We start from the raw sequence: 21,599 nt of genomic DNA on the forward strand, positions 1-21,599 counted from the left end.
ATGAAACTAAATTTTTATTCCTATAACCTGGAGTTAAAGAATACATTTACCATTAGCCATGCTTCCCGCGATTTTCAACCCACTTTAATTGTGGCGTTAAGCGACGGGGAATACACGGGTTATGGTGAAGCCGCAGCTACTTCATATTATGGCGTTAGCGTAGAAAGAATGCAGGCCGATATTCAAAAAATAGAGCCGCTAATTTTAGAAAATATAGATTTAGAACCGGAAGAGCTATGGGAACTAACCCAGCCGCATTTAAAGGGGAATCCGTTTGCACTTTGCGCATTGGATATTGCTATGCACGATCTTCACGGAAAACGGAATAAGCTGCCACTTTATGAACTCTGGGGCCTGGAATTAAAGGATTATCCATTAACAAACTATACCATTGGGATAGATTCTGTGGAAAAAATGATTCAGAAAATTAAAGAATTTCCCTGGCCTTTGTATAAGATCAAGCTTGGCACTGAAGACGATTTAGGTCTTATAAGAGAATTGCGCAAGCATACCGATGCTGTGTTTAGGGTAGATGCCAATGCTGCCTGGACGGCCACCCAGGCCATAGCCAACGCAAAGGTTTTAAAAGATCTTAACGTAGAATTTCTGGAACAGCCTTTAAAAGCCAATGACTGGGCGGGCATGGAAAAGGTGTATAAAGAATCGGTTTTACCGGTAATTGCAGACGAAAGTTGCATTGAAGAAAGCGATGTAGAAAAATGTGCCGGTTATTTTCACGGCGTAAATATTAAACTCACCAAATGCGGCGGACTTACCCCCGGGAAAAGAATGATTTTAAAAGCAAAATCCCTGGGCTTAAAAACCATGGTAGGTTGTATGACAGAATCTACGGTAGGAATTTCAGCAATTGCCCAGCTTTTACCATTGTTGGATTATGTAGATATGGATGGTGGTTTGTTGATAAAAAATGATATTGCAGATGGTGTTAAAGTTTATGACGAAAAGGTGCATTTCCCAAACCGTAATGGCACCGGGGTGGAACTTTATCAGTAAGCAGTCGCAGTCTCAGTAGGCAGTTTTCAGTCGCAGGCTGCAGTTTATGCCTACTGCCCACTGCGACTGCCAACTGAGATTGAAAATTGCGACTCAAATAAAATAGAATTAATTATTAAAACAGAGGAAATGAAACAAATTAAAAAAATCTACCTACCGGTACTGCTATTGCTTTTTATATTCGCTTCTTGCGAACAAAAATCTAAAAAGCAGGCCGAAGAACCGCTAAAAGATGAAATTGCAGCGGTAAAAGAGGAGTATGCACCAGATGGTCGCGTGGTTTTGTTTGATGTAGAAGCCGAAAAACAAGGAGATACTTATGTGCTAAAAGGAGAATCGAACAACGAAGAAGCGCTTAACTCCTTAAAAGAAAAATTAAAATCAGACAATATTTCTTTTAAAGATAGCATTCGTTTGCTTCCGAATAAAGAAGCTTTAGAAGGCAAAACGCGGGCTGTAGTAAAAATTTCGGTGGCGAATATTCGTGATAAGCCAAAGCATTCTGCGCAACTGGTAACCCAGGCAACTATGGGCATGCCTTTGCACGTGTATAAAAAACAGGGTGGTTGGTACTATATCCAAACCCCCGAAGGTTACCTGGGCTGGGTAGATTATGGCGGTTTGCATAGTATGAATCCGCAGGAATTTAGCAGTTGGAAAGGCTCCGAGAAATTAATCTTTTTAGAGACTTCAGGGAATGCGTACACAAAACCGGACAATAAATCACAACGAATCTCAGACCTGGTTGCCGGTAATATTTTAGAATTAGAGGGTAAAGAAAATAATTTCTATAAGGTTAAGTACCCCAACGGCAAAAAAGCTTTTGTAGAAATCGCTTACGCGAAGCCTTACAAAGAATGGCTGGCTAATTTAGAACAGGACGAGGAAAGCCTTATAAAAACTTCTAAAGAACTTATGGGAGCACCTTATTTATGGGGTGGTACCTCGCCAAAAGGAGTGGATTGCAGCGGCTTCACTAAAACCGTATTCTTCTTAAACGGCATGGTAATTCCGCGGGATGCGTCCCAGCAAATCAACACCGGGAAAGTTGTAGATACCGATAAAAATTTTGAAAATCTGGAAAAAGGGGATTTATTATTCTTCGGAAAACCAGCCACCGATTCTACTTCAGAACGTGTGATTCACGTTGGCATGTGGATAGGCGATAATAAATTTATTCATTCTATGGGAGAAGTGCATATTAGTAACTTCGACAAGGATGCGGAAGATTTCGATGAATACAATTACAATCGTTACTTGCGTAGTAAACGAGTGCTTAACCAAGAAGATGAAGGTTTAATTTACCTAAAAAACGCCGATTTATTTACACAACCCGAAGCGGAAGCAGTGAAGGGGTAGTCTCAAAATAGTTGTAGTTCAATCAATCATGGACGGAATTTGTAAGAAATTGATTTAATGTTCTTTAAGTATTCCCGATTAAAAATAAAAAAAGCCACAAAGACTCCAAAACTCCAAGAAAAACCCTAAGAGCATCTTTGTGTATCTTGGTGTTTCCCTGTCTTAGTGGCAAAAATATGCCTGGAGTTTACCAAACCCCAATATTCAAGAGAAAAAAGCCACGAATTCACTTATAATAAAAAATATTCGGAATTCGTGGCAACTTTTTTTTAAGCTTTGAATGGAACCCATTACGTCAATACCGCCTTTTTTAAAATTTTGTAGTGTCTCTATTTCTGTCGTAATTAGCTGTCATTCCGACGTAGGAGGAATCTTTTCTCTTAGAATAAGGATTCTTCACTCCGCTAACTAAAAACGAAAGGTTCAGAATGACAATTCAAGATATATCAACGCAGTGTTGAACTATAGTCTTTTAAATCTTAATAATCGTATAACCTCATTTAGTTTTCTGAAATTTTATGAGGTTTTTTATTCGGTGCTCGTTTAGTGTTGTGTCGAGGTTCTGTATTTTTAAGAGTATTTTTCCCATTTTTCTTCCTCGCTCTTTTCTCAAATTTGATTAATTTCGCAGCTCATTGGAAAAATGGACAAGATGAGCAATAAGTTCCCTGAGTATAAAGGACTTGACTTACCAAAAGTAGCTGAAGAAATCTTAAGCTACTGGAAGGAAAATGATATTTTTGAAAAGAGTGTTTCCACGCGGGAAGGCCAGGAGCCTTTTGTGTTTTTTGAAGGCCCGCCTTCGGCAAATGGCCTGCCGGGAATTCACCACGTGATGGCCCGTGCTATTAAAGATATTTTTTGCCGGTATAAAACCCAAAAAGGGTTTCAGGTAAAACGTAAAGCAGGTTGGGATACCCACGGGCTACCCGTAGAACTGGGAGTAGAGAAAGAATTGGGAATTACCAAAGAGGATATTGGTACAAAAATTTCCGTAGAAAAATATAATGAAGCCTGTAAAAACGCGGTTATGCGTTACACCGATGTTTGGAACGACCTTACCGAAAAAATAGGCTACTGGGTAGATATGGACGACCCGTATATTACCTATAAATCCAAATATATGGAAACAGTGTGGTGGCTGCTTTCCGAAATTTATAAAAAGGACCTTATTTATAAAGGTTATACCATTCAACCATACTCCCCGAAAGCTGGAACCGGATTAAGTTCCCATGAGCTTAATCAGCCGGGAACCTATCAGGATGTTACAGACACTACGGTTACCGCGATGTTTAGGAGCCCTCTAACCCCCGAAGGGGGAGCCAACGGGAACTCTATTTCAAAAGCTTTTGGGTTATCAAGTACTTCTCCTTCGGAAGATTTAGAGGGTGATTTCTTTTTTATTGCCTGGACCACTACTCCCTGGACATTGCCTTCCAATACTGCCCTAACAGTGGGCAAAAAGATAAACTACGTGTTGGTAAAAACTTTTAACCAATACACTTTTGAGCCTATAAATATTATTGTTGCTGAAGATTTGGCCGATAAACAATTCGATAAAAAATTCATAAAAGTAGATAGCGAAGAAGCACTTGAGCAATACGCAGAAGGCGATAAAAAGATTCCTTATTTTATTACAGAAAAGGTTGTTAAAGGAGTAGACCTGGTAGGAATTAAATATGAGCAATTACTACCTTTTGCACAACCTGCAGAAAATCCTGAAAATGCATTTCGTATTATTTCCGGGGATTTTGTGACCACCGAAGATGGTACCGGGATAGTGCATACCGCGCCAACTTTTGGTGCAGACGATGCCCTGGTAGCTAAACAGGCCTCTCCGCAAATTCCGCCAATGTTGGTAAAAGATGATAACGGAAACTTAGTGCCGCTGGTAGATTTGCAGGGGAGATTTCGTTCTCAAATGGGTGAATTTGCCGGCAAATACGTAAAGAATGAATATTATGATGAAGGCCAGGCGCCAGAGAAATCTGTAGATGTAGAGCTGGCTATTAAGTTGAAAGAAGAAAACAGGGCTTTTAAAGTTGAAAAATACGTGCACAGTTATCCAAATTGCTGGAGAACCGATAAGCCTATTTTATACTATCCATTAGATTCCTGGTTTATTAAAGTGACCGAATTTAAAGAGCGAATGTACGAGCTCAATAAAGGAATTAACTGGAAACCAAAATCTACCGGGGAAGGCCGGTTTGGAAACTGGCTTGCTAATGCTAACGACTGGAACCTTTCCAGAAGTAGGTATTGGGGAGTTCCTTTGCCAATTTGGAGAACCGAAGAAGGTGATGAAGAAAAATTGATAGGTTCTATCGCCGAGTTAAAAGAGGAAATGGCCAAAGCTGTGACCGCCGGACTTATGGAAAAAGACATTTTTGAAGGTTTCGAACCCGGAAACATGAGTGATGAAAATTATGATCTGGTAGATCTGCATAAAGATGTGGTAGATGAGATCACTTTAGTTTCAGACGCAGGAAAACCAATGAAACGCGAAGCCGATCTTATAGATGTATGGTTCGATTCAGGCTCCATGCCCTACGCACAATGGCATTACCCTTTTGAAGAAGCCCCCTCCAGCTCCCCCAAAGGGGGAGAGGCAAAAAGCCCAAAATATCAAACTGCGAGGAAGTCTTCTTATCATCTTTTGAAGGAAAAAGCAGAAGAAAGGAAGAACAATCCTACCGAAGCTGAAAAAATACTTTGGGATGCTTTAAAAGGAAAAAACCTGGGAGGTTTTAAATTTAGAAGGGAACATATAATTGATGAATATATTGCCGATTTTGTTTGCCTGGCAAAAAGTCTGATCATAGAAGTGGACGGTGGTTATCATACCGATCCTGAAATAAAGAAAAATGATGAATTTAGAACGAAGTACCTAAAAGACAACTTTGGATATAACGTAATCCGCTTTACCAATGAGGAAGTAATAGGAAACCTGGAAGGAGTCCTGGACAAAATTGAAGATGCCCTTGCCAAATCCCCCCTTAGGGGCCAGGGGGCTTTCACGGCCGATTTCATAGCCGAAGGCGTTGACCAAACCCGGGGCTGGTTTTATACCCTGCATGCTATTGCAACCATGATCTTTGATGATGTAGCTTATAAAAATGTGGTTTCTAACGGACTTGTTCTGGATAAAAACGGACAAAAAATGTCCAAACGACTGGGGAACGCTGTAGATCCTTTTGAGACTCTGGCTGCTTATGGCCCAGATGCTACCCGCTGGTATATGATCTCTAATGCAAACCCCTGGGATAACTTAAAATTTGATATTGAAGGCATTGCTGAGGTGCGCCGAAAATTCTTCGGAACTTTGTATAATACCTATTCTTTCTTTATCTTATATGCGAATATAGATGGGTTCACCTACAAAGAAAAAGATGTACCTTTAGCAAAAAGGCCGGAAATAGATCGATGGGTGCTTTCAGAATTACATACCCTTATAAAGAAAGTCGATAAATTCTATGCCGATTATGAACCAACCCGGGCAACCCGGGCTATTTCAGATTTTGTACAGGAAAACTTAAGCAACTGGTTTGTAAGGTTAAGCCGAAGAAGATTCTGGAAAGGCGATTATGAGCAGGATAAAATTTCTGCTTATCAAACGCTTTATACCTGTTTGATAGAAGTGGCTAAACTAAGTGCGCCTGTAGCTCCATTTTATATGGATAGGCTTTATAAAGATTTAAATCAAATAAGCCAAAAAGAGGATTTTGAATCTGTACATCTGGCCAATTTTTCAAAATATGAAGAGAAATTTGTTGATAAGTCTTTAGAACGAAAAATGGAGAAAGCGCAGACTATCTCCTCTCTGGCACTATCACTTAGAAAGAAGGAGATGATAAAAGTGCGCCAACCGCTGCAAAGGATCATGATTCCTGTATTAGACGAGCAACAACGTGAAGAGATTAAAGCTGTAGAAGAGCTTATAAAATCTGAAATAAATGTAAAAGAACTACAACTTATAGATGATGCTTCGGGGATTTTGGTAAAACAAATAAAACCTAATTTCAAGGTGCTTGGCCCGCGTTTTGGAAAGGATATGAAGCTGGTTGTAAAAGAGATAAACAGTTTTACTTCTAAAGATATTGCAGAAATTGAGCGGGAAGAAAAGAAAGAAATAGAAGTTAATGGAAAATTGATTACATTGGCACTTTCTGATGTTGAAATAACTTCCCGGGATATTGAAGGCTGGTTAGTTGCAAGCAGTAATAATATTACCGTAGCCCTGGACGTTAGTATTTCAGAAGAATTAAAAAAAGAAGGTATTGCCAGGGAATTGGTAAATAGAATTCAGAATATGAGAAAAGATTCTGGCTTTGAAGTGACCGATACCATAGATGTGACCCTACAAAAGGACGGCGTGGTCGAGGATGCCGCGAGTGAAAATATAAATTATATAAAAAATGAAACATTAACTGCAAATCTCGAATTTGCAGCGGTGGTGGAAGAAGGTATAGAAATTAGCTTCGACGATATTACTACCAAAATGTTTATTAAAAAACACTAGAATTATGGCTACTGAAGTTAAAGAGCGTTACAGCGATGCTGATTTGGCAGAATTTAAGGCCTTGATTAAAGGCAAGATTGCCAAAGCGCAAGAACAATTGGAAATCTATCAAAATGCTTACAAAAATGATGGGAATAACGGTACAGATGATACCGCGCCAACTTTTAAAGCTTTTGAAGAAGGCAGCGAAACAATGAGCAAGGAAGCAAACTCTCAATTGGCAATTAGGCAGGAGAAGTTTATTCGTGACCTTACCAATGCACTAAACCGTATTGAAAACAAAACTTATGGGATTTGTAGGGTAACAGGAAACTTAATCGCAAAAGAACGCCTATTATTGGTCCCTCACGCAACCTTAAGTATTGAAGCAAAGAACATGCAAAAATAGTCTTGTGCACAACAGCTTAAAAAACGCCTTTTTGTACTACAGAAGGGCGTTTTTTCTATTTTTCGAAGTAGTGAAATATTTTGAATAAATTAGCTCGCTTCCTGGAATTGCAAATTTTTAAAACATCTAAGAAGACGGTATTTCACCGCTAACGACTATTTATTAAAAGACTATTGTAGTAAGGCCAGGAACTTTTTTAAAGCTACTTCTTCATTTTAATAGTACAGTTGGATCAGTTTCTTAATGATAAATAAATTTTTAGACCTGATGGTTGAATTATCTCCTGGCTAAACTCAACAATTTGTTGCGAAAAATTTTATTTGTTTGCGTAACGATCTTCAGCCTATACCAAACAATAATAAAATAATATTAGTATTTTAGCGACGTTTTAAATTACATCCAGCTCATGTCCTTAAAAAAAGCGGGTTTTATAATCCTTTTGGTGCTTTTAATAGACCAAATTTCCAAATTCTATATTAAAACTAATTTTGCCCTCGGCGAGGAAGTGGAGGTTTTTGATTGGTTTAGGATCTTATTTGTAGAAAATGAAGGTATGGCCTGGGGAACTAAAATCCCGGGAGAGTATGGAAAACTTTTCCTTACCCTTTTTCGTTTGGTAGCTATTGTAGGGATTGGGTATTGGTTATGGGATTCTGTTAAAAAGAATGGGTCCCGAATACTAATTGCCTCCATCGCCCTTATTTTTGCTGGTGCGTTTGGTAATATTATAGATTCAGTTTTCTATGGAATAATATTTAACGACAGCTATGGTCAGGTAGCAGAATTCATGCCGGCAGATGGCGCCTATGGCACGTTGTTTCACGGGAAAGTGGTAGATATGCTTTACTTCCCATTATGGCAGGGAAATTTACCACAATGGATCCCATTTTGGGGTGGTAATTATTTTACTTTCTTCGAACCGGTTTTTAACATCGCCGATACTTCCATTAGTGTGGGGGTAATCCTGTTGCTGCTTTTTAATAAACGTGCTTTTCCCAAGGAAGAAAGCTAAAATTTCGGTTAAATTCCTAAGCTGCAGTATCATTGCCAAAGATTTTTTCAAACTTCTTTAATTCAAGCGGTTTTATAAGATAATCTTTTATTAGGTTTAAAGATTGTGCTCGTTCTAATTCTTGTGCATCTATAGAAGAACTCATCACATAAAGGCTTATCTTTTGTTCTAACTTATTTTTTAGCTTGGTGAACTCCTGTAAAAACTCCCAGCCATTCATCACCGGCATATTGAGGTCCAGAAAAATAATTTCTGGGAGTATTTGCTGCTTTTTAGGTTTTCTAAGAATCTTTTTAAGATGATTAAGCGCTTCCCTACCATTTTCGAACACCATTAATTCTTCGGCTATGGCTTTTATTTCAATAACTTTTTTAAGAAGATGTACATGTATTCTATCGTCATCTATCACATACGCCATTTTTACCATTTTTCTCATTTCCTTGAATTTTTACTGAATATAGTAAAATAAACTTAAGAAAATCAGGGTATTAGCGGTTGATTTAAATCACGAGAAGTTGGGCTAATATTTTAGCTTTTCCCCGATTTTTATAAAAGAAAATGAAGCTTTTATCTTACTTATTTCAGCCGGGAAAAATTATTTATTGAAATCGTAAATTTTAGTAGGCGTCACACAATAATCCAGAGGAACATCACTGCTAAATATTTCAGTAATTTCTATTTCAGTATTAAAAAAGGACAGGCCAATTTTAACTACATTATCATTGCATTCTTTTAAAAAATTGTCGTAAAAACCTTTTCCGTAGCCAATGCGGTGCCCATTTTCATCAAAAGCAAGTAACGGTACAAAAACTACTTCAATTTGCTGTGGGGTAATGGGAATTCCAGCTTCCGGTTCTGGGATGTTCCAGCGGTTTTTCCTGATTACAGTGCTATCGGTCAATAAAATATGTTCTAATTGGTTATTTTTAATATCGGTTTTAGAAAGCACTATATTCTTATCTTTTCCCTGTAAGATATGAAGCAAAAATTCAGTATTTACCTCTTTTTGCTCGGCTATACTTAAAAAAAGGTGATAGAAGGAGGCTTCCCAAACCGGTAGATTGAGTAAATTATTGGCAATTTTCAAACTCAATTCTTCTATTTTTTCTTCGGAAAGGGCTAACCTTAGTTTCTTGTATTTTTTTCTTAATTCGGCTTTATTCATTTTTTGTTGGCACTGAAATATGAAAAATAGCATCACCCTGGTAAACTATGGGTGACTCATTAATATTAATTACATATCCTGTATGATTGGCTTTTATTTTATGTCTAAACTTACCATAGGGATCGGTAATTGTTCCAATATACTCACCTTTCTCGACATGCTTTCCGCAGGGGATTTTTATGTGGAGTAATCCGCTGTATTTAGCACGCATCCAATTGGTGTTTTCAATGATAATGGTTTCGGTAGCAGCATCGGGATAGTCAAATTTTGGATCTAGCATTTCTAAAAAACTCAGGATCCTAATTGCTCCTTCTACACCGTGTTTGGCGATATCACGATTGCTATCTAAAGATTTGCCACCTTCAAAAAGTAGGACGGGAATTCCTTTTTTAGCACAGGTTTCCCGGTATGACTTAGTGATTGTTTTGGAATGTATGGTGAAAGGAGCGCTAAAAATCTTAGCATATTTCAAGCTCTGTTCATCTCCTTTTTTCACCCTTATCTGCGGTGCATTAAATCGGCTGGCACCACCGGTATGAAAGTCCAGGCAAAAATTGGCAAGCGGTAGAATATTCTTTACAAATTGATATGCAAACCTGCCGGCCAGCGAGCCGTGTTTGGTACCTGGAAACATCCTGTTGAGGTCACGACCGTCTGGAAACTCTCTTCTTAAATTTAGAAACCCGAAAATATTGACCACGGGAATGCAAATAATGGTTCCCTTTTGCGGCTTATTAATGCCTTTAGAAATGATTTGCCTTACAATCTCAACACCGTTAATTTCATCTCCGTGAATTCCTGCAGTAAGTAAAACTACTGGTCCCGGTTTTTTAGAACGTTCTATAATTACCGGTACTTCTACCGAGGTGGTGGTATAGAGTTTGGCCATATTAAAATTAATGGTGGCACTCTTACCGGGGCGTATTTTCTCCCCTAATATCTCCAACACATTATCGCTGGTTATTTTGGCCATAGGCTAAACGCTCTTTTCTATATATCTAATAATGGATTTTGCAATATCTTTTCCTGTGGCTTTTTCTATTCCCTCCAGCCCCGGGGAGGAGTTCACTTCCAGAATTAATGGCCCACGGGAACTTTGCAGTAAATCTACCCCCGCAACACCTAGTCCCATGGCTTTGGTGGCTTTAACCGCGGCAATTTCTTCTTCGTCGCTTAACTCTACAATTTCTGCACTACCACCTCTGTGTAAATTAGACCTAAACTCACCTTCTTTCCCCTGTCTTTTCATAGCGCCAACTACGTGCCCATCTACTACAAAAGCCCTAATATCTGCACCTTTGGCTTCTTTTATATATTCCTGCACAATAACCCGGGCCTGTAAGCCATTAAAAGCCTCGATCACAGATTCAGCAGCATTTTTAGTATCGGCTAGAACAACTCCTACTCCCTGGGTGCCTTCCAAAAGCTTAATAACCAAAGGAGTGCCGCCCGCTTGCTCTATCAAGCCAGAAACATCCCGGGAATAATTGGTGAAAACCGTTTTTGGAAGTCCAATTTTGGCGCGGGACAATACCTGTAAACTCCTTAGTTTATCCCTGCTTCGCACCAATGCTTCAGACTCTGTGGTAGTAAAAGCGCCCATCATTTCAAATTGACGTACAACGGCAGTACCATAAAAAGTAACCGAAGCTCCAATCCTGGGAATAATGGCATCTACTTCTTTTATATAGCCTCCCTTATAATAAATATTGGGATTTCTCTTTTCAATAACGATATCGCATTTTAACGGATCGACAACCTCAACATCGTGTTTGCGTTTTTTAGCCGCTTCCACAAGTCGTTTGGTAGAATAGAGATTAGTGTTTCGGGATAGAATTATTATTTTCATTATTTTTTTTCTTATAAGAGACGTCGGTTAGTTCGGTATCTACTATAAATTTTTTCGTTAGGAACTTTCTGCCTATCAATACAGGAAAACGCATTTCCTGCCTGGAGGACAAAGAAAGTGAAATTTTATAGACCTTATTAAATATTTTAATTTTAGATAATACCTGATATCTCTTTTGAATTATGCCATTACTACTGCGTACAAAAATGATATCATAATCTGTAAAAGTAATTTTTTTTTCATTATATAATGGATGTTCTTCGTCGAGAAAAGTACACTCCAGTATATTATCTTTTTCAACAATATTATTACAGTGAATGGAAGAAGTATATGCACCGGTATCAATTTTAACTGCGATGTCATTTAATTGCAAAGCAGGGAAATCTGCCTTATCAAAACGTCCTATTACTATCTTCTCCATATCGCAATATACTAAAATGAGTAAGCAAGCTTTTGCTATTTTCTATAAAATATACGGTGCTTTCTTCGTTATTTCAAATACTTAGGGAAAAATTTAAATATTAATTGGTGAAGAAGCAAGATCCCCGAATGCCCGGGACTTTATATAAAAAGACAAAATTATAACTAAATAAACGACCTCAAGAACTTGGCCCAAGGTAGTTTATTTCTTTACAGACTTGGAAGAATAAATTTTTATCTTTGGAGTAATGGAAACGCCTGCATTAGAAGTACAATTAAAAACACTCCCCAATAGTCCGGGGGTTTATCAATATTACGATAAAAACGGAAAGATTCTGTATGTTGGGAAAGCCAAGAATCTTAAAAAAAGGGTGACTTCCTATTTTACCAAGCGGCACGATAGTCATCGTATTGGCGTGATGGTAAAGAAGATTAAGGAGATTAAGCATATTGTGGTTGCCTCTGAAACCGATGCGCTATTACTGGAAAATAATCTTATTAAGAAACATCAGCCGCGATTTAATGTGATGCTGAAGGATGATAAGACCTATCCCTGGATCTGTATAAAAAATGAACGTTTTCCCAGGGTTTTTCCTACCCGAAAACTCATTAAAGACGGCAGTGAATATTATGGTCCTTTTACCAGCTTTAAAACGGTAAACACTTTACTGGACCTTATAAAAGGCTTGTATAAATTAAGGACCTGCAATTACGATCTTTCCGAAGAAAAAATAAGGAATGGAAAGTATAAAGTTTGTTTGGAATATCACCTGGGAAACTGCCTGGGTCCTTGTGAAGGGAAACAACCCGAAGCAGAATACAACGATAATATTGAGGCGATTCGCCAAATTGTAAAGGGAAATTTTAAAGAATCCCTGCAGCGGTTTAGAAACCAGATGAAAACGCACGCCGAAAACATGGAATTTGAGGATGCCCAGCGCATAAAGAATAAAATAGAGGTGCTGGAAAATTACCAATCCAAATCTACGGTAGTCAACCCAAAAATCACCAACGTAGATGTCTTTTCTATCGTGGCCGATGAGGGTTATGGGTATGTAAATTTTCTTCAACTATCCCACGGGGCTATTATTAGGTCGCATACCATAGAGATGCGAAAAAAACTGGAAGAAAGCGACGAGCAGCTTTTAGAATTGGCTATTACCGAGATTAGGCAGCGCTTCAGTTCCACTTCTAAAGAAATTTATGTGCCATTTAAAGTTGATGCCGGCGAGGATGTGAAAGTGACGGTCCCGAAACTTGGTGATAAAAAGAAAATTGTAGATCTCTCGTTGCGAAATGCCAAGTATTACCGGCAGGAGCGCTTTAAGCAAATGAAGATTGTAGATCCAGACAGGCATGTAAAACGAGTAATGGCGCAAATGAAAGAAGATCTTAGGCTTAACGAGGAGCCGCGCCATATAGAATGTTTTGATAATTCCAATATACAGGGTACCAATCCTGTTGCGGCATGCGTGGTTTTTAAAAATGGGAAACCAAGTAAAAAAGACTATCGTAAATTTAATATTAAAACCGTAGAAGGCCCAGATGATTTTGCTTCTATGGAAGAAGTGGTTTTTAGGCGCTATCGCAGGTTGCTGAATGAAGGAGAAGACCTGCCGCAGTTAATTATTGTTGACGGTGGGAAAGGCCAGCTTTCATCTGGCGTAAAGGCACTGGAAACTTTAGGTTTACGTGGGAAAATTGCTATAATAGGTATTGCAAAGCGTTTGGAAGAAATATTCTATCCCGAGGACTCTATTCCTTTGTATCTGGATAAAAAATCTGAGTCTCTAAAAATTATTCAACAACTGCGAAATGAAGCGCACCGTTTTGGCATTACTTTCCACCGTAATAAAAGAAGCAAATCTGCGTTAAATACCGAATTGGAAGATATAAAGGGAATAGGAGAAAAAACGGTGGTGGAATTGCTGCAACAATTCCGGTCTGTAAAACGCGTAAAGGAAGCCAAAGAAAAGGATTTGGCTGAAGTAATAGGCGTTTCTAAAGCAGCGCTTATCTACAATCATTATCACGATAAGAAATGAAAAAATCACTACTTTTTATTTTCCTTCTTCTGGCACTCCCCGGCATTGCCCAGGATAAGGATGATATAAAAGTGGGCCTTGTACTTAGCGGGGGTGGTGCGAAAGGCCTGGCGCATATTGGCGCCCTAAAAGTGATTGAAGAAGCAGGAGTGCGCATAGATTATATTGGGGGAAGTAGTATGGGAGCTATTATTGGGGGATTATACGCTTCCGGATACACGGCACACCAATTAGATTCTATTTTTCAGGAAACCAATTTTAATATTTTAATTCAGGATGATATTCCGCGTAGCGCAAAAACTTTTTATGAAAAGGAAGACGATGAGAAATATGCGATAACCCTGCCTTTCGACAATTTTAAAATTGGCTTGCCCACCGGACTTTCCAGGGGGCAGAATATTTATAATTTAATGTCACGACTCACCCGGCATTTGGGAAATTTGGAAGATTTTAGCGAGCTTCCTATTCCTTTCTTTTGTATCGCTGCCAATGTAGAAACCGGGGAAGCGGTAGTTTTAGATAAAGGTTCGCTGGCACAGTCAGTATCTGCGAGTGGAGCTATACCTTCGGTTTTTAGTCCCGTGAAAATAAATGACCAACTGCTTATTGATGGGGGCGTAGCCAATAATTATCCGGTAGAAGAATTGCGTGATAGGGGTGCAGAGGTGATTATTGGGGTAGATGTGCAGGACAGCCTCGTTGATCGTGATAATCTAAATAGTGTTTTTGATATTCTTACTCAAATTACCAATTTTAGGACGATTAGTGATATGAAGGAGAAAATTCCGAAGACAGATATTTATATTAAACCAGATATTAGAAATTTTTCGGTATTGTCTTTTGAAAAGGGACAGTCCATTATAGATTCGGGAACAGTAGCCGCCGATAAAAAACTTAGTAAACTTATAGCACTATCAGACCGCCAAAAAGCACCTAAAAGAACTATTAAAATTCCCCGGGACGATACGCTCCAGGTAAGTTCGGTATCCTTAGAAGGAAATAACAACTATCCCCGCTCTTATATTATGGGGAAGTTAAAGCTGGATTATTTTACAGATTTTACTTACCAGGATTTAAACGAAGGTATTAATAACCTTTCGGCTACGGGAAATTTTAACCGCTTAAACTATAGGTTAACGCCCAATGAAGATGACGATTATTATCGTCTTGCCTTGCAGGTTGAGGAAAGCGATAGTAAAAGCTACTTGCGCCTGGGCCTGCATTATGACGATTTATATAATATAGGTGCGCTAATAAATTTTACAAGAAAAAGTCTGTTATTTCCCAATGATGTAATCTCTTTCGATTTTGTGGTGGGAGAGCAGTTTCGATACAATTTTAATTATTATATCGACAAAGGTTTTTACTGGAGCATTGGCCTAAGGTCTCGCTACAATAATTTTAATAAAAATGTATCTTTCGATTTTGCCAGTGAAAATGCCGAATTGGAAGATATTGGTGTAAATAATATTAGCGTAGATTATAGGGATTTTACCAATCAGTTTTATGTAGAAACACTTTTTAAGCAGGTATTTTCATTTGGGGTGGGAGCAGAACATAAATATTTAAAAATTACTTCGGAAACCTTAAATCCCGATCCTGATGGAAACGATGCGGCCTTCGAAAAGAGCCATTATTTTAGTACTTTTGGCTACCTAAAATACGACTCTTACGATAATAAATACTTTCCTAGCCGGGGAGTTTATTTTAACGGGGATTTTCATTTGTATCTGTTTTCTTCAGATTTCAATGATAATTTTGCTGAATTTTCTATGACAAAAGGAGAGTTTGGTTATGCTTTTTCACCATTAAAGAATTTTGCCATACGCATGGGTGCTGAAGCTGGATTTAAAATTGGAAATGACGGGGTAAACACGCTCGATTTCTTCCTGGGGGGATATGGCAATAACTTTATCAATAATTTTGTGCCATTTTACGGCTATGATTTTATAAGCCTTTCTGGTGATAGTTATATTAAAGGCTTAGTGGAGTTTGATTATGAACTTTTTAGAAAAAATCATGTTATTGCCAGTGTAAATGTGGCTAATGTGGGGAATAAACTTTATTCTACAGGAAATTGGCTTAATTTACCCGACTATTCAGGTTATGCCCTGGGTTATGGTATCGATACTTTTGTAGGGCCACTGGAAGTAAAATACTCCTATTCACCTGAAATTAAAACCAGCAACTGGTTCATTAGCCTGGGCTTCTGGTTTTAATTGCAGGTGCGATAGTCAGGAGTTTAAGTTTTTGGGAGCTTGTGAAATAAAAGAATTCTTTTCAAAGCACTTTAAATTAGTGGGCTAGAAATTAAATCAATGATGACCACTAAGATTAGAATAAAGACTCTTTCCAAGGTTTAATTTCATTTTGAGCCGGGATTAAACAGGTGTTTATTAATAGTCCTGGTTAAATGTATTTATAAATCAAAAACAATTAGCTTTTGAGAAAGAGTATGCTATATTCTTCAGAATAGTCGGAAATATAAATCACAAGGTTTTTACGTATTTATTAGTATTTTTTGCTTAAAAATTCCCGATATTTGTTTTACAGCAAAAATTTATTGATAATAATATTATATTCTCAATAATCTTTTGGAAATTGAATTTAAAATTAAACCTAAGATTATGCCTTTTTATCATAAACTGGGTAAGATCCCACATAAGCGTCATACGGTTTTTAAAAAGCCAGATGGCAGCCTGTATTACGAGCAACTCTTTGGAACTATTGGTTTCGATGGTATGTCTTCCAACCTCTATCACGAACATCGTCCTACCCAGGTAAAAGAAATAAAGGGAAGTTATAATGTTAAACCTAAAGTGGCCAGGGAAAACAATATTAAATCATACCGGTTTAAAGGTTTTCAGGTAAAACCAAACCCAGATTACCTGGAAAGTAGAAAAGTGATGCTCACCAATGCCGATGTTGACATTACGCTGGCTTCCCCACAAGGTTCTACCGAGGATTATTTTTATAAAAATGCAGATTCAGACGAGTTGCTTTTTATCCATAAAGGAAGCGGAAAATTAAGAACACAACTGGGAAACCTGGATTTTAAGTATGGGGACTATCTTTTAATTCCCCGGGGAACAATTTATAAGATTGATTTTGATACCGAAGATAATAGGCTGTTTATTGTAGAATCCAGACACCCAATTTATACGCCCAAAAGATATCGAAACTGGTTTGGGCAGTTGTTGGAGCATTCACCATTTTGTGAACGCGACCTGCGCCAACCTTACGAATTGGAAACTAACGATGAAAAAGGGGATTTCCTTATAAAAGTTAAAAAACAAGGCGAAATTTTCGATATGGTATATGCTACCCATCCTTTTGATGTCGTTGGCTACGACGGTTATAACTATCCATATGCTTTTTCCATTCACGATTTCGAACCTATTACCGGTAGAATCCATCAGCCGCCGCCGGTACACCAAACTTTTGAAACTTCAGCCTTTGTAGTCTGTAGTTTTTGTCCCAGGAAATACGACTATCACCCAGATAGTATTCCTGCACCCTACAGCCATAGCAATATAGACAGCGATGAGGTTTTGTATTATGTAGATGGGGATTTTATGAGTAGAAATGATATTGAAGCCGGGCATATTTCATTGCATCCGGCAGGAATTCCGCATGGACCACATCCGGGGGCGGTAGAGCGTAGTATTGGCCAGGTAGAAACCGAAGAACTGGCGGTAATGGTAGATACCTTTAAGCCGCTAATGTTAACCGAGGACGCCATGAAGATAGCCGATGAGACCTATCACAAATCCTGGTTGGAATAAAAGTTGGCAGTCCCAGTTTTCAGTAGACAAAATTAGAAACACCAAATATGCAACAACAGATTGCCGCGCTCCTTCGTCGCTCGCAGTGACCAGACCAGTTTGCAGTTGCAGTATTCAGTGAGCAGAAATTTCAAACACCAAACCACAAAACAATGAACACAGATAACACTTCTTTAAAATTAGAAAAGGTGATGAAGGATGCCGAAGATTTTCTTCCCATCCTGGGCACCGATTTTGTAGAACTATATGTAGGTAATGCCAAGCAGTCTGCCTATTATTATCAGCACGCCTGGGGTTTTCAACCTATAGCATACTCGGGATTGGAAACCGGTAGAAAGGATAGCGTTTCCTATGTGTTGCAGCAAGGCAAAATTCGTATTGTACTCACTTCCCCCCTGCAACCCGAAGGAAATATTAATGCCCATATCAATAAACATGGGGATGGAGTAAAAGTAATTGCACTTTGGGTTGACGATGCAAAAAAGAGCTATAAAGAAACCACAAAAAGAGGGGCAAAATCCTATGTAGAGCCTTATGAACTTGAAGATGATCATGGGAAAGCGGTGATTTCGGGAATTCATACTTATGGAGAAACTGTGCACCTGTTTGTGGAAAGGAAAAATTATGAAGGACCCTTTTTGCCCGGTTATAAAACCTATGCACCCCTGGTGACCAGTGAAGATAACGGTCTAAAATATATAGATCATATGGTTGGTAACGTAGGCTGGAACGAAATGAATAAATGGGTAAAGTTCTATGCCGAGGTGATGGGGTTTGCACAAATGCTTTCTTTTGATGACAAGGATATTTCAACAGATTATACGGCGCTTATGAGCAAAGTGATGAGCAACGGCAACGGAAGGATAAAGTTTCCCATTAACGAGCCTGCCGAAGGAAAGAAAAAGTCACAGATTGAAGAATATATAGATTTTTACAATGGTGCCGGTGTACAGCATATTGCCCTTGCGACAGATAATATTATAAAAACCGTTACTCAATTGCGGGACCGCGGGGTGGAGTTTTTGTATGTTCCAGACACTTATTACGAAACTTTATTAGACAGGGTAGGAGAAATTGATGAAGATTTAGAACCGCTAAAAGAACTGGGGGTTTTGGTAGATAGGGATGATGAAGGCTATTTATTACAGATTTTCACCAAGCCTGTTTTAGACCGGCCAACCATGTTTTTTGAGATCATCCAGCGAAAAGGAGCTCAATCTTTTGGAAAAGGAAACTTTAAAGCGCTATTTGAAGCTATTGAAAGAGAACAGGATTTGCGAGGAAATCTTTAAAACACATTAAAAATGAACTAAACTAAAATTTATTAGTTAAAAATTTGATTATCTGTAAATTATTGCGTTAAACTGAATTTTTGTATTGCTTTTGCTTACAAAAATGTAGAATTTTGCGCTCGCATTTTTGGAGTGGTTACCTTAAGTGTGATTAAATTTTTTCATAATTTAAGTTTTAGTTGGTTAATAAGACAAAAAACCCCGTCATTAAGGTGACGGGGTTTTTGTTTTTCAACTGTTTGGAATAAAAATTGTAAATATGTAAATCCAAACGGGAATTCCCGTGCTCAATATTCATTAAATTCGAGTTATGACAAAAGGATTTTTTACAATTGCCATTAGTATATTTCTTCTAAGTCTCCCCGGTATAACCCAAGCCCAAAAGCCTGCTTACCAGGCTGGAGAATGGTTTAAATTTCGTATTCATTATGGTCCATTTAATGCCAGTTTTGCAACCTTGCAGGTAGAAGACGCAAGGCTTAAGGGTAATGATGTCTATCACGTAAAAGGAGAAGGTAAATCTACGGGTTTATTGCATTGGTTTTTTAAAGTAGATGATGATTACCAGAGCTATATTGATAAAGAAACCGGCAGACCGCATCGTTTTATTCGTAAAATAAACGAAGGGGGACATACAAAAGATCTGGAAATAGATTTTGATCACGATAGCCACAAGGCTTATGTTTTTGACAGAAAACATAACGAAAGGGATACATATACTACCAAACCCAAAGTTCATGACATGCTTTCTGCATTTTATCATTTTAGGAATAATATTGAAAATGATAAATTAAGAGAAGGTGATGAAATGCACCTTAATATGTTTATGGATGATGAAAACATAGACTTTAAGCTTAAATTTTTGGGTCGGGAAACTATAAGTACCAAATTTGGAAAAGTAGCCACGCTAAAATTTAGACCTTATGTCATGGCCGGTAGGGTTTTTAAAGAAAAAGAAAGCCTTACTTTGTGGGTTAGCGACGATGCCAATAAAATCCCTATAAAAATAAAAGCAAATCTCGCTATAGGTTCCCTGGATGCAGATCTGGATGCTTATAAAGGTTTAAAGCATCCGTTTGAGATAATAATCGATTAGTGCTATTAGAATTTTCGTTTAGCGTAAATAAATATCGGTTTTAGCCGTTAACAAAATGAAGTACGGGTGGGCTTCATTGTAGAAAACAAACCAATTTTATTGCAAACCTTTACAATTATTCATTCTAATAAGATTTATTTAAGAAAATATAAGGTGGTAAAAAATGCATTATGTAATTTTGAAATCCTAAAAACAAAAATTGCTCGTAATTTTTATGCTTTTTTAGAGACTAAAATTGCGTTATTAGGAGTAATCAAAAGTATGCGCAAAACCAAAGTTTAACACCCCAAATAGAAAATTTGCTGAAATTGAAGAGATTAAGTTACCTGTTAGTTTTAATGTTGGCCTTAGTGGCATGTGAAGATGATGTAAAGGACACAGCAGTAAAAGAAAAAGTCGAAAAAGTAGCACCAGAGCCCATAGAGAAAAAGTTTGGTTTTGTGCTGAATGATTTTGAAGTTGTAAAAGGAGTAGTAGAATCGGGCGATAGTTTTGGTTATCTTTTAGATCAACAAGGTGTAGATCGTGGCAAAATCTATGAAATTTCCCAAAAAGTAAAAGATACTTTTAATCCTGCAAGAATTACAGCAGGAAAGAAATACATGATCCTAAAAGCCAAAGACTCTGCTAAAACACCGCAGTATTTTGTTTATCAAAATGATAAAATTAATTATACGGTAGTAGGTATTGGAGATAGTATTAGTGCAGTTAAAAAGAAGCGTCCTGTAAGTGTAAAAAGACGCAAAATTTCGGGTGTTATTGCCTCCTCTCTTTCAGAAGCCGTGCAGGAGCAGGGTTTAAGTAACCTGGTAATGTATCGACTTTCTGATATCTACCAATGGAGTATCGACTTTTTTAAACTTCAGAAGGGAGATCAATTTAAAATGATTTATTCTGAAAAATATATTGACGATACGATTTTTGCTGGAATAGAAAATGTAGAAGCAGCAGTTTTTAAACACGGCGACCGTCCTTTCTATGCTTTTGAATATGAGATTGATTCGATCACCGGAAAGTCCAGTTTCTATGACGAAGAAGCAAAGGCTTTACAGAGTTTCTTTTTAAAAGCACCACTTAATTATAGCAGGATTTCCTCGCGATATACCAAAAGAAGGTTTCACCCGGTTCAAAAACGATGGAAAGCCCACCTGGGAACAGATTATGCCGCTGCGACGGGTACACCAATTGTAAGCACGGCAGATGGTAGGGTAATCGCATCCAGCTATACTTCCGGAAACGGAAACTATGTGAAAGTAAAGCATAACGATAAATACACCACGCAATATTTACATATGAGCAAGCGCAATGTTAAAAACGGGGCGCGCGTGAAACAAGGCGATGTGATAGGTTATGTGGGAAGTACTGGTTTGGCAACCGGCCCCCATGTTTGTTACCGTTTCTGGGTTCATGGTAAACAGGTAGATCCTTATCGCCAAAACCTACCAACGGCAAAAAAGCTGGCAGCAAATGAAAAAGAAAACTATTTTGCAGCTATTAAAGACTTAAGGAAAACACTTGATGATATCCCCTATAAGGAAATGTAAATAACTGTTTAAATCAACCTGGTTTTAACAGGATATGATTGTTTTAAAAACATATTTTTCTAATTAAGCTTTCTTTTTGCAAGCTCAATTAGCGATAAATAATAGATAAAT

At 38.0% G+C, this 21,599-nt stretch carries 16 protein-coding genes; 11 read left to right on the plus strand and 5 right to left on the minus strand.

The window, feature by feature from the left end; translation table 11 throughout:
- From BUA71_RS04655 to BUA71_RS04675, 5 genes are all read left to right on the plus strand, one after another.
- Positions 1–1,014, plus strand: coding sequence for a dipeptide epimerase (locus tag BUA71_RS04655; RefSeq protein ID WP_072877239.1), 1,014 nt, complete (start codon positions 1–3; stop codon positions 1,012–1,014).
- A gap of 129 nt (positions 1,015–1,143) precedes the next feature.
- Entirely contained in the window at positions 1,144–2,373 is a 1,230-nt protein-coding gene (locus tag BUA71_RS04660; protein ID WP_072877241.1) for a C40 family peptidase, read from the plus strand.
- Between the two features lie 652 nt (positions 2,374–3,025).
- The gene (locus tag BUA71_RS04665; protein WP_072877243.1) at positions 3,026–6,892 is read left to right on the plus strand and encodes a class I tRNA ligase family protein; all 3,867 of its coding nucleotides are present in this window, start codon (positions 3,026–3,028) and stop codon (positions 6,890–6,892) included.
- A 4-nt stretch (positions 6,893–6,896) separates the two neighbouring features.
- A complete protein-coding gene (locus BUA71_RS04670) occupies positions 6,897–7,280 on the plus strand; it encodes a TraR/DksA family transcriptional regulator (protein WP_072877245.1) in 384 nt (127 codons plus the stop codon).
- Between the two features lie 406 nt (positions 7,281–7,686).
- Positions 7,687–8,292, plus strand: coding sequence for a lipoprotein signal peptidase (locus BUA71_RS04675; protein ID WP_072877246.1), 606 nt, complete (start codon positions 7,687–7,689; stop codon positions 8,290–8,292).
- A 16-nt stretch (positions 8,293–8,308) separates the two neighbouring features.
- Here the strand turns inward: BUA71_RS04675 and BUA71_RS04680 are convergent, their stop codons facing one another.
- The 5 genes from BUA71_RS04680 to BUA71_RS04700 all read right to left on the minus strand — a co-directional run bounded on the left by BUA71_RS04680 (position 8,309) and on the right by BUA71_RS04700 (position 11,727).
- Entirely contained in the window at positions 8,309–8,728 is a 420-nt protein-coding gene (locus tag BUA71_RS04680) for a response regulator (RefSeq protein WP_072877247.1), read from the minus strand.
- 159 nt (positions 8,729–8,887) lie between these two features.
- Entirely contained in the window at positions 8,888–9,457 is a 570-nt protein-coding gene (locus tag BUA71_RS04685; RefSeq protein WP_072877248.1) for a 5-formyltetrahydrofolate cyclo-ligase, read from the minus strand.
- Complete coding sequence (locus BUA71_RS04690) at positions 9,450–10,430, minus strand: succinylglutamate desuccinylase/aspartoacylase family protein (protein ID WP_072877249.1); 981 nt, start codon at positions 10,428–10,430, stop codon at positions 9,450–9,452. Before BUA71_RS04690 ends, BUA71_RS04685 begins: the two co-directional genes overlap by 8 nt.
- A gap of 3 nt (positions 10,431–10,433) precedes the next feature.
- Complete coding sequence (gene rimK / locus BUA71_RS04695) at positions 10,434–11,306, minus strand: 30S ribosomal protein S6--L-glutamate ligase (protein WP_072877250.1); 873 nt, start codon at positions 11,304–11,306, stop codon at positions 10,434–10,436.
- Positions 11,275–11,727, minus strand: coding sequence for an ATP-dependent zinc protease family protein (locus tag BUA71_RS04700; RefSeq protein WP_072877251.1), 453 nt, complete (start codon positions 11,725–11,727; stop codon positions 11,275–11,277). The genes rimK and BUA71_RS04700 overlap by 32 nt, the downstream gene beginning before the upstream one ends.
- Positions 11,728–11,974: 247 nt before the next feature.
- Between BUA71_RS04700 and uvrC the strand changes: the two genes are divergently transcribed.
- From uvrC to BUA71_RS04735, 6 genes are all read left to right on the plus strand, one after another.
- Complete coding sequence (gene uvrC / locus BUA71_RS04705) at positions 11,975–13,771, plus strand: excinuclease ABC subunit UvrC (protein WP_072877252.1); 1,797 nt, start codon at positions 11,975–11,977, stop codon at positions 13,769–13,771.
- Complete coding sequence (locus tag BUA71_RS04710; protein WP_072877253.1) at positions 13,768–15,990, plus strand: patatin-like phospholipase family protein; 2,223 nt, start codon at positions 13,768–13,770, stop codon at positions 15,988–15,990. The genes uvrC and BUA71_RS04710 overlap by 4 nt, the downstream gene beginning before the upstream one ends.
- Before the next feature lie 408 nt (positions 15,991–16,398).
- Positions 16,399–17,556 (plus strand): homogentisate 1,2-dioxygenase, encoded by a 1,158-nt coding sequence (locus tag BUA71_RS04715; protein ID WP_072877254.1) that lies wholly within the window; start codon positions 16,399–16,401, stop codon positions 17,554–17,556.
- A gap of 152 nt (positions 17,557–17,708) precedes the next feature.
- Positions 17,709–18,848, plus strand: coding sequence for a 4-hydroxyphenylpyruvate dioxygenase (hppD, locus tag BUA71_RS04720; protein WP_072877255.1), 1,140 nt, complete (start codon positions 17,709–17,711; stop codon positions 18,846–18,848).
- Positions 18,849–19,158: 310 nt separating this feature from the next.
- On the plus strand, positions 19,159–19,944 hold the full coding sequence (locus BUA71_RS04725; protein WP_072877256.1) for a DUF3108 domain-containing protein: 786 nt from the start codon (positions 19,159–19,161) through the stop codon (positions 19,942–19,944).
- A gap of 308 nt (positions 19,945–20,252) precedes the next feature.
- The gene (locus BUA71_RS04735) at positions 20,253–21,488 is read left to right on the plus strand and encodes a M23 family metallopeptidase (protein WP_175545935.1); all 1,236 of its coding nucleotides are present in this window, start codon (positions 20,253–20,255) and stop codon (positions 21,486–21,488) included.
- Positions 21,489–21,599: the final 111 nt, after the last annotated feature.

It is taken from the genome of Salegentibacter echinorum, assembly GCF_900129445.1.
Lineage (GTDB): Bacteria > Bacteroidota > Bacteroidia > Flavobacteriales > Flavobacteriaceae > Salegentibacter > Salegentibacter echinorum.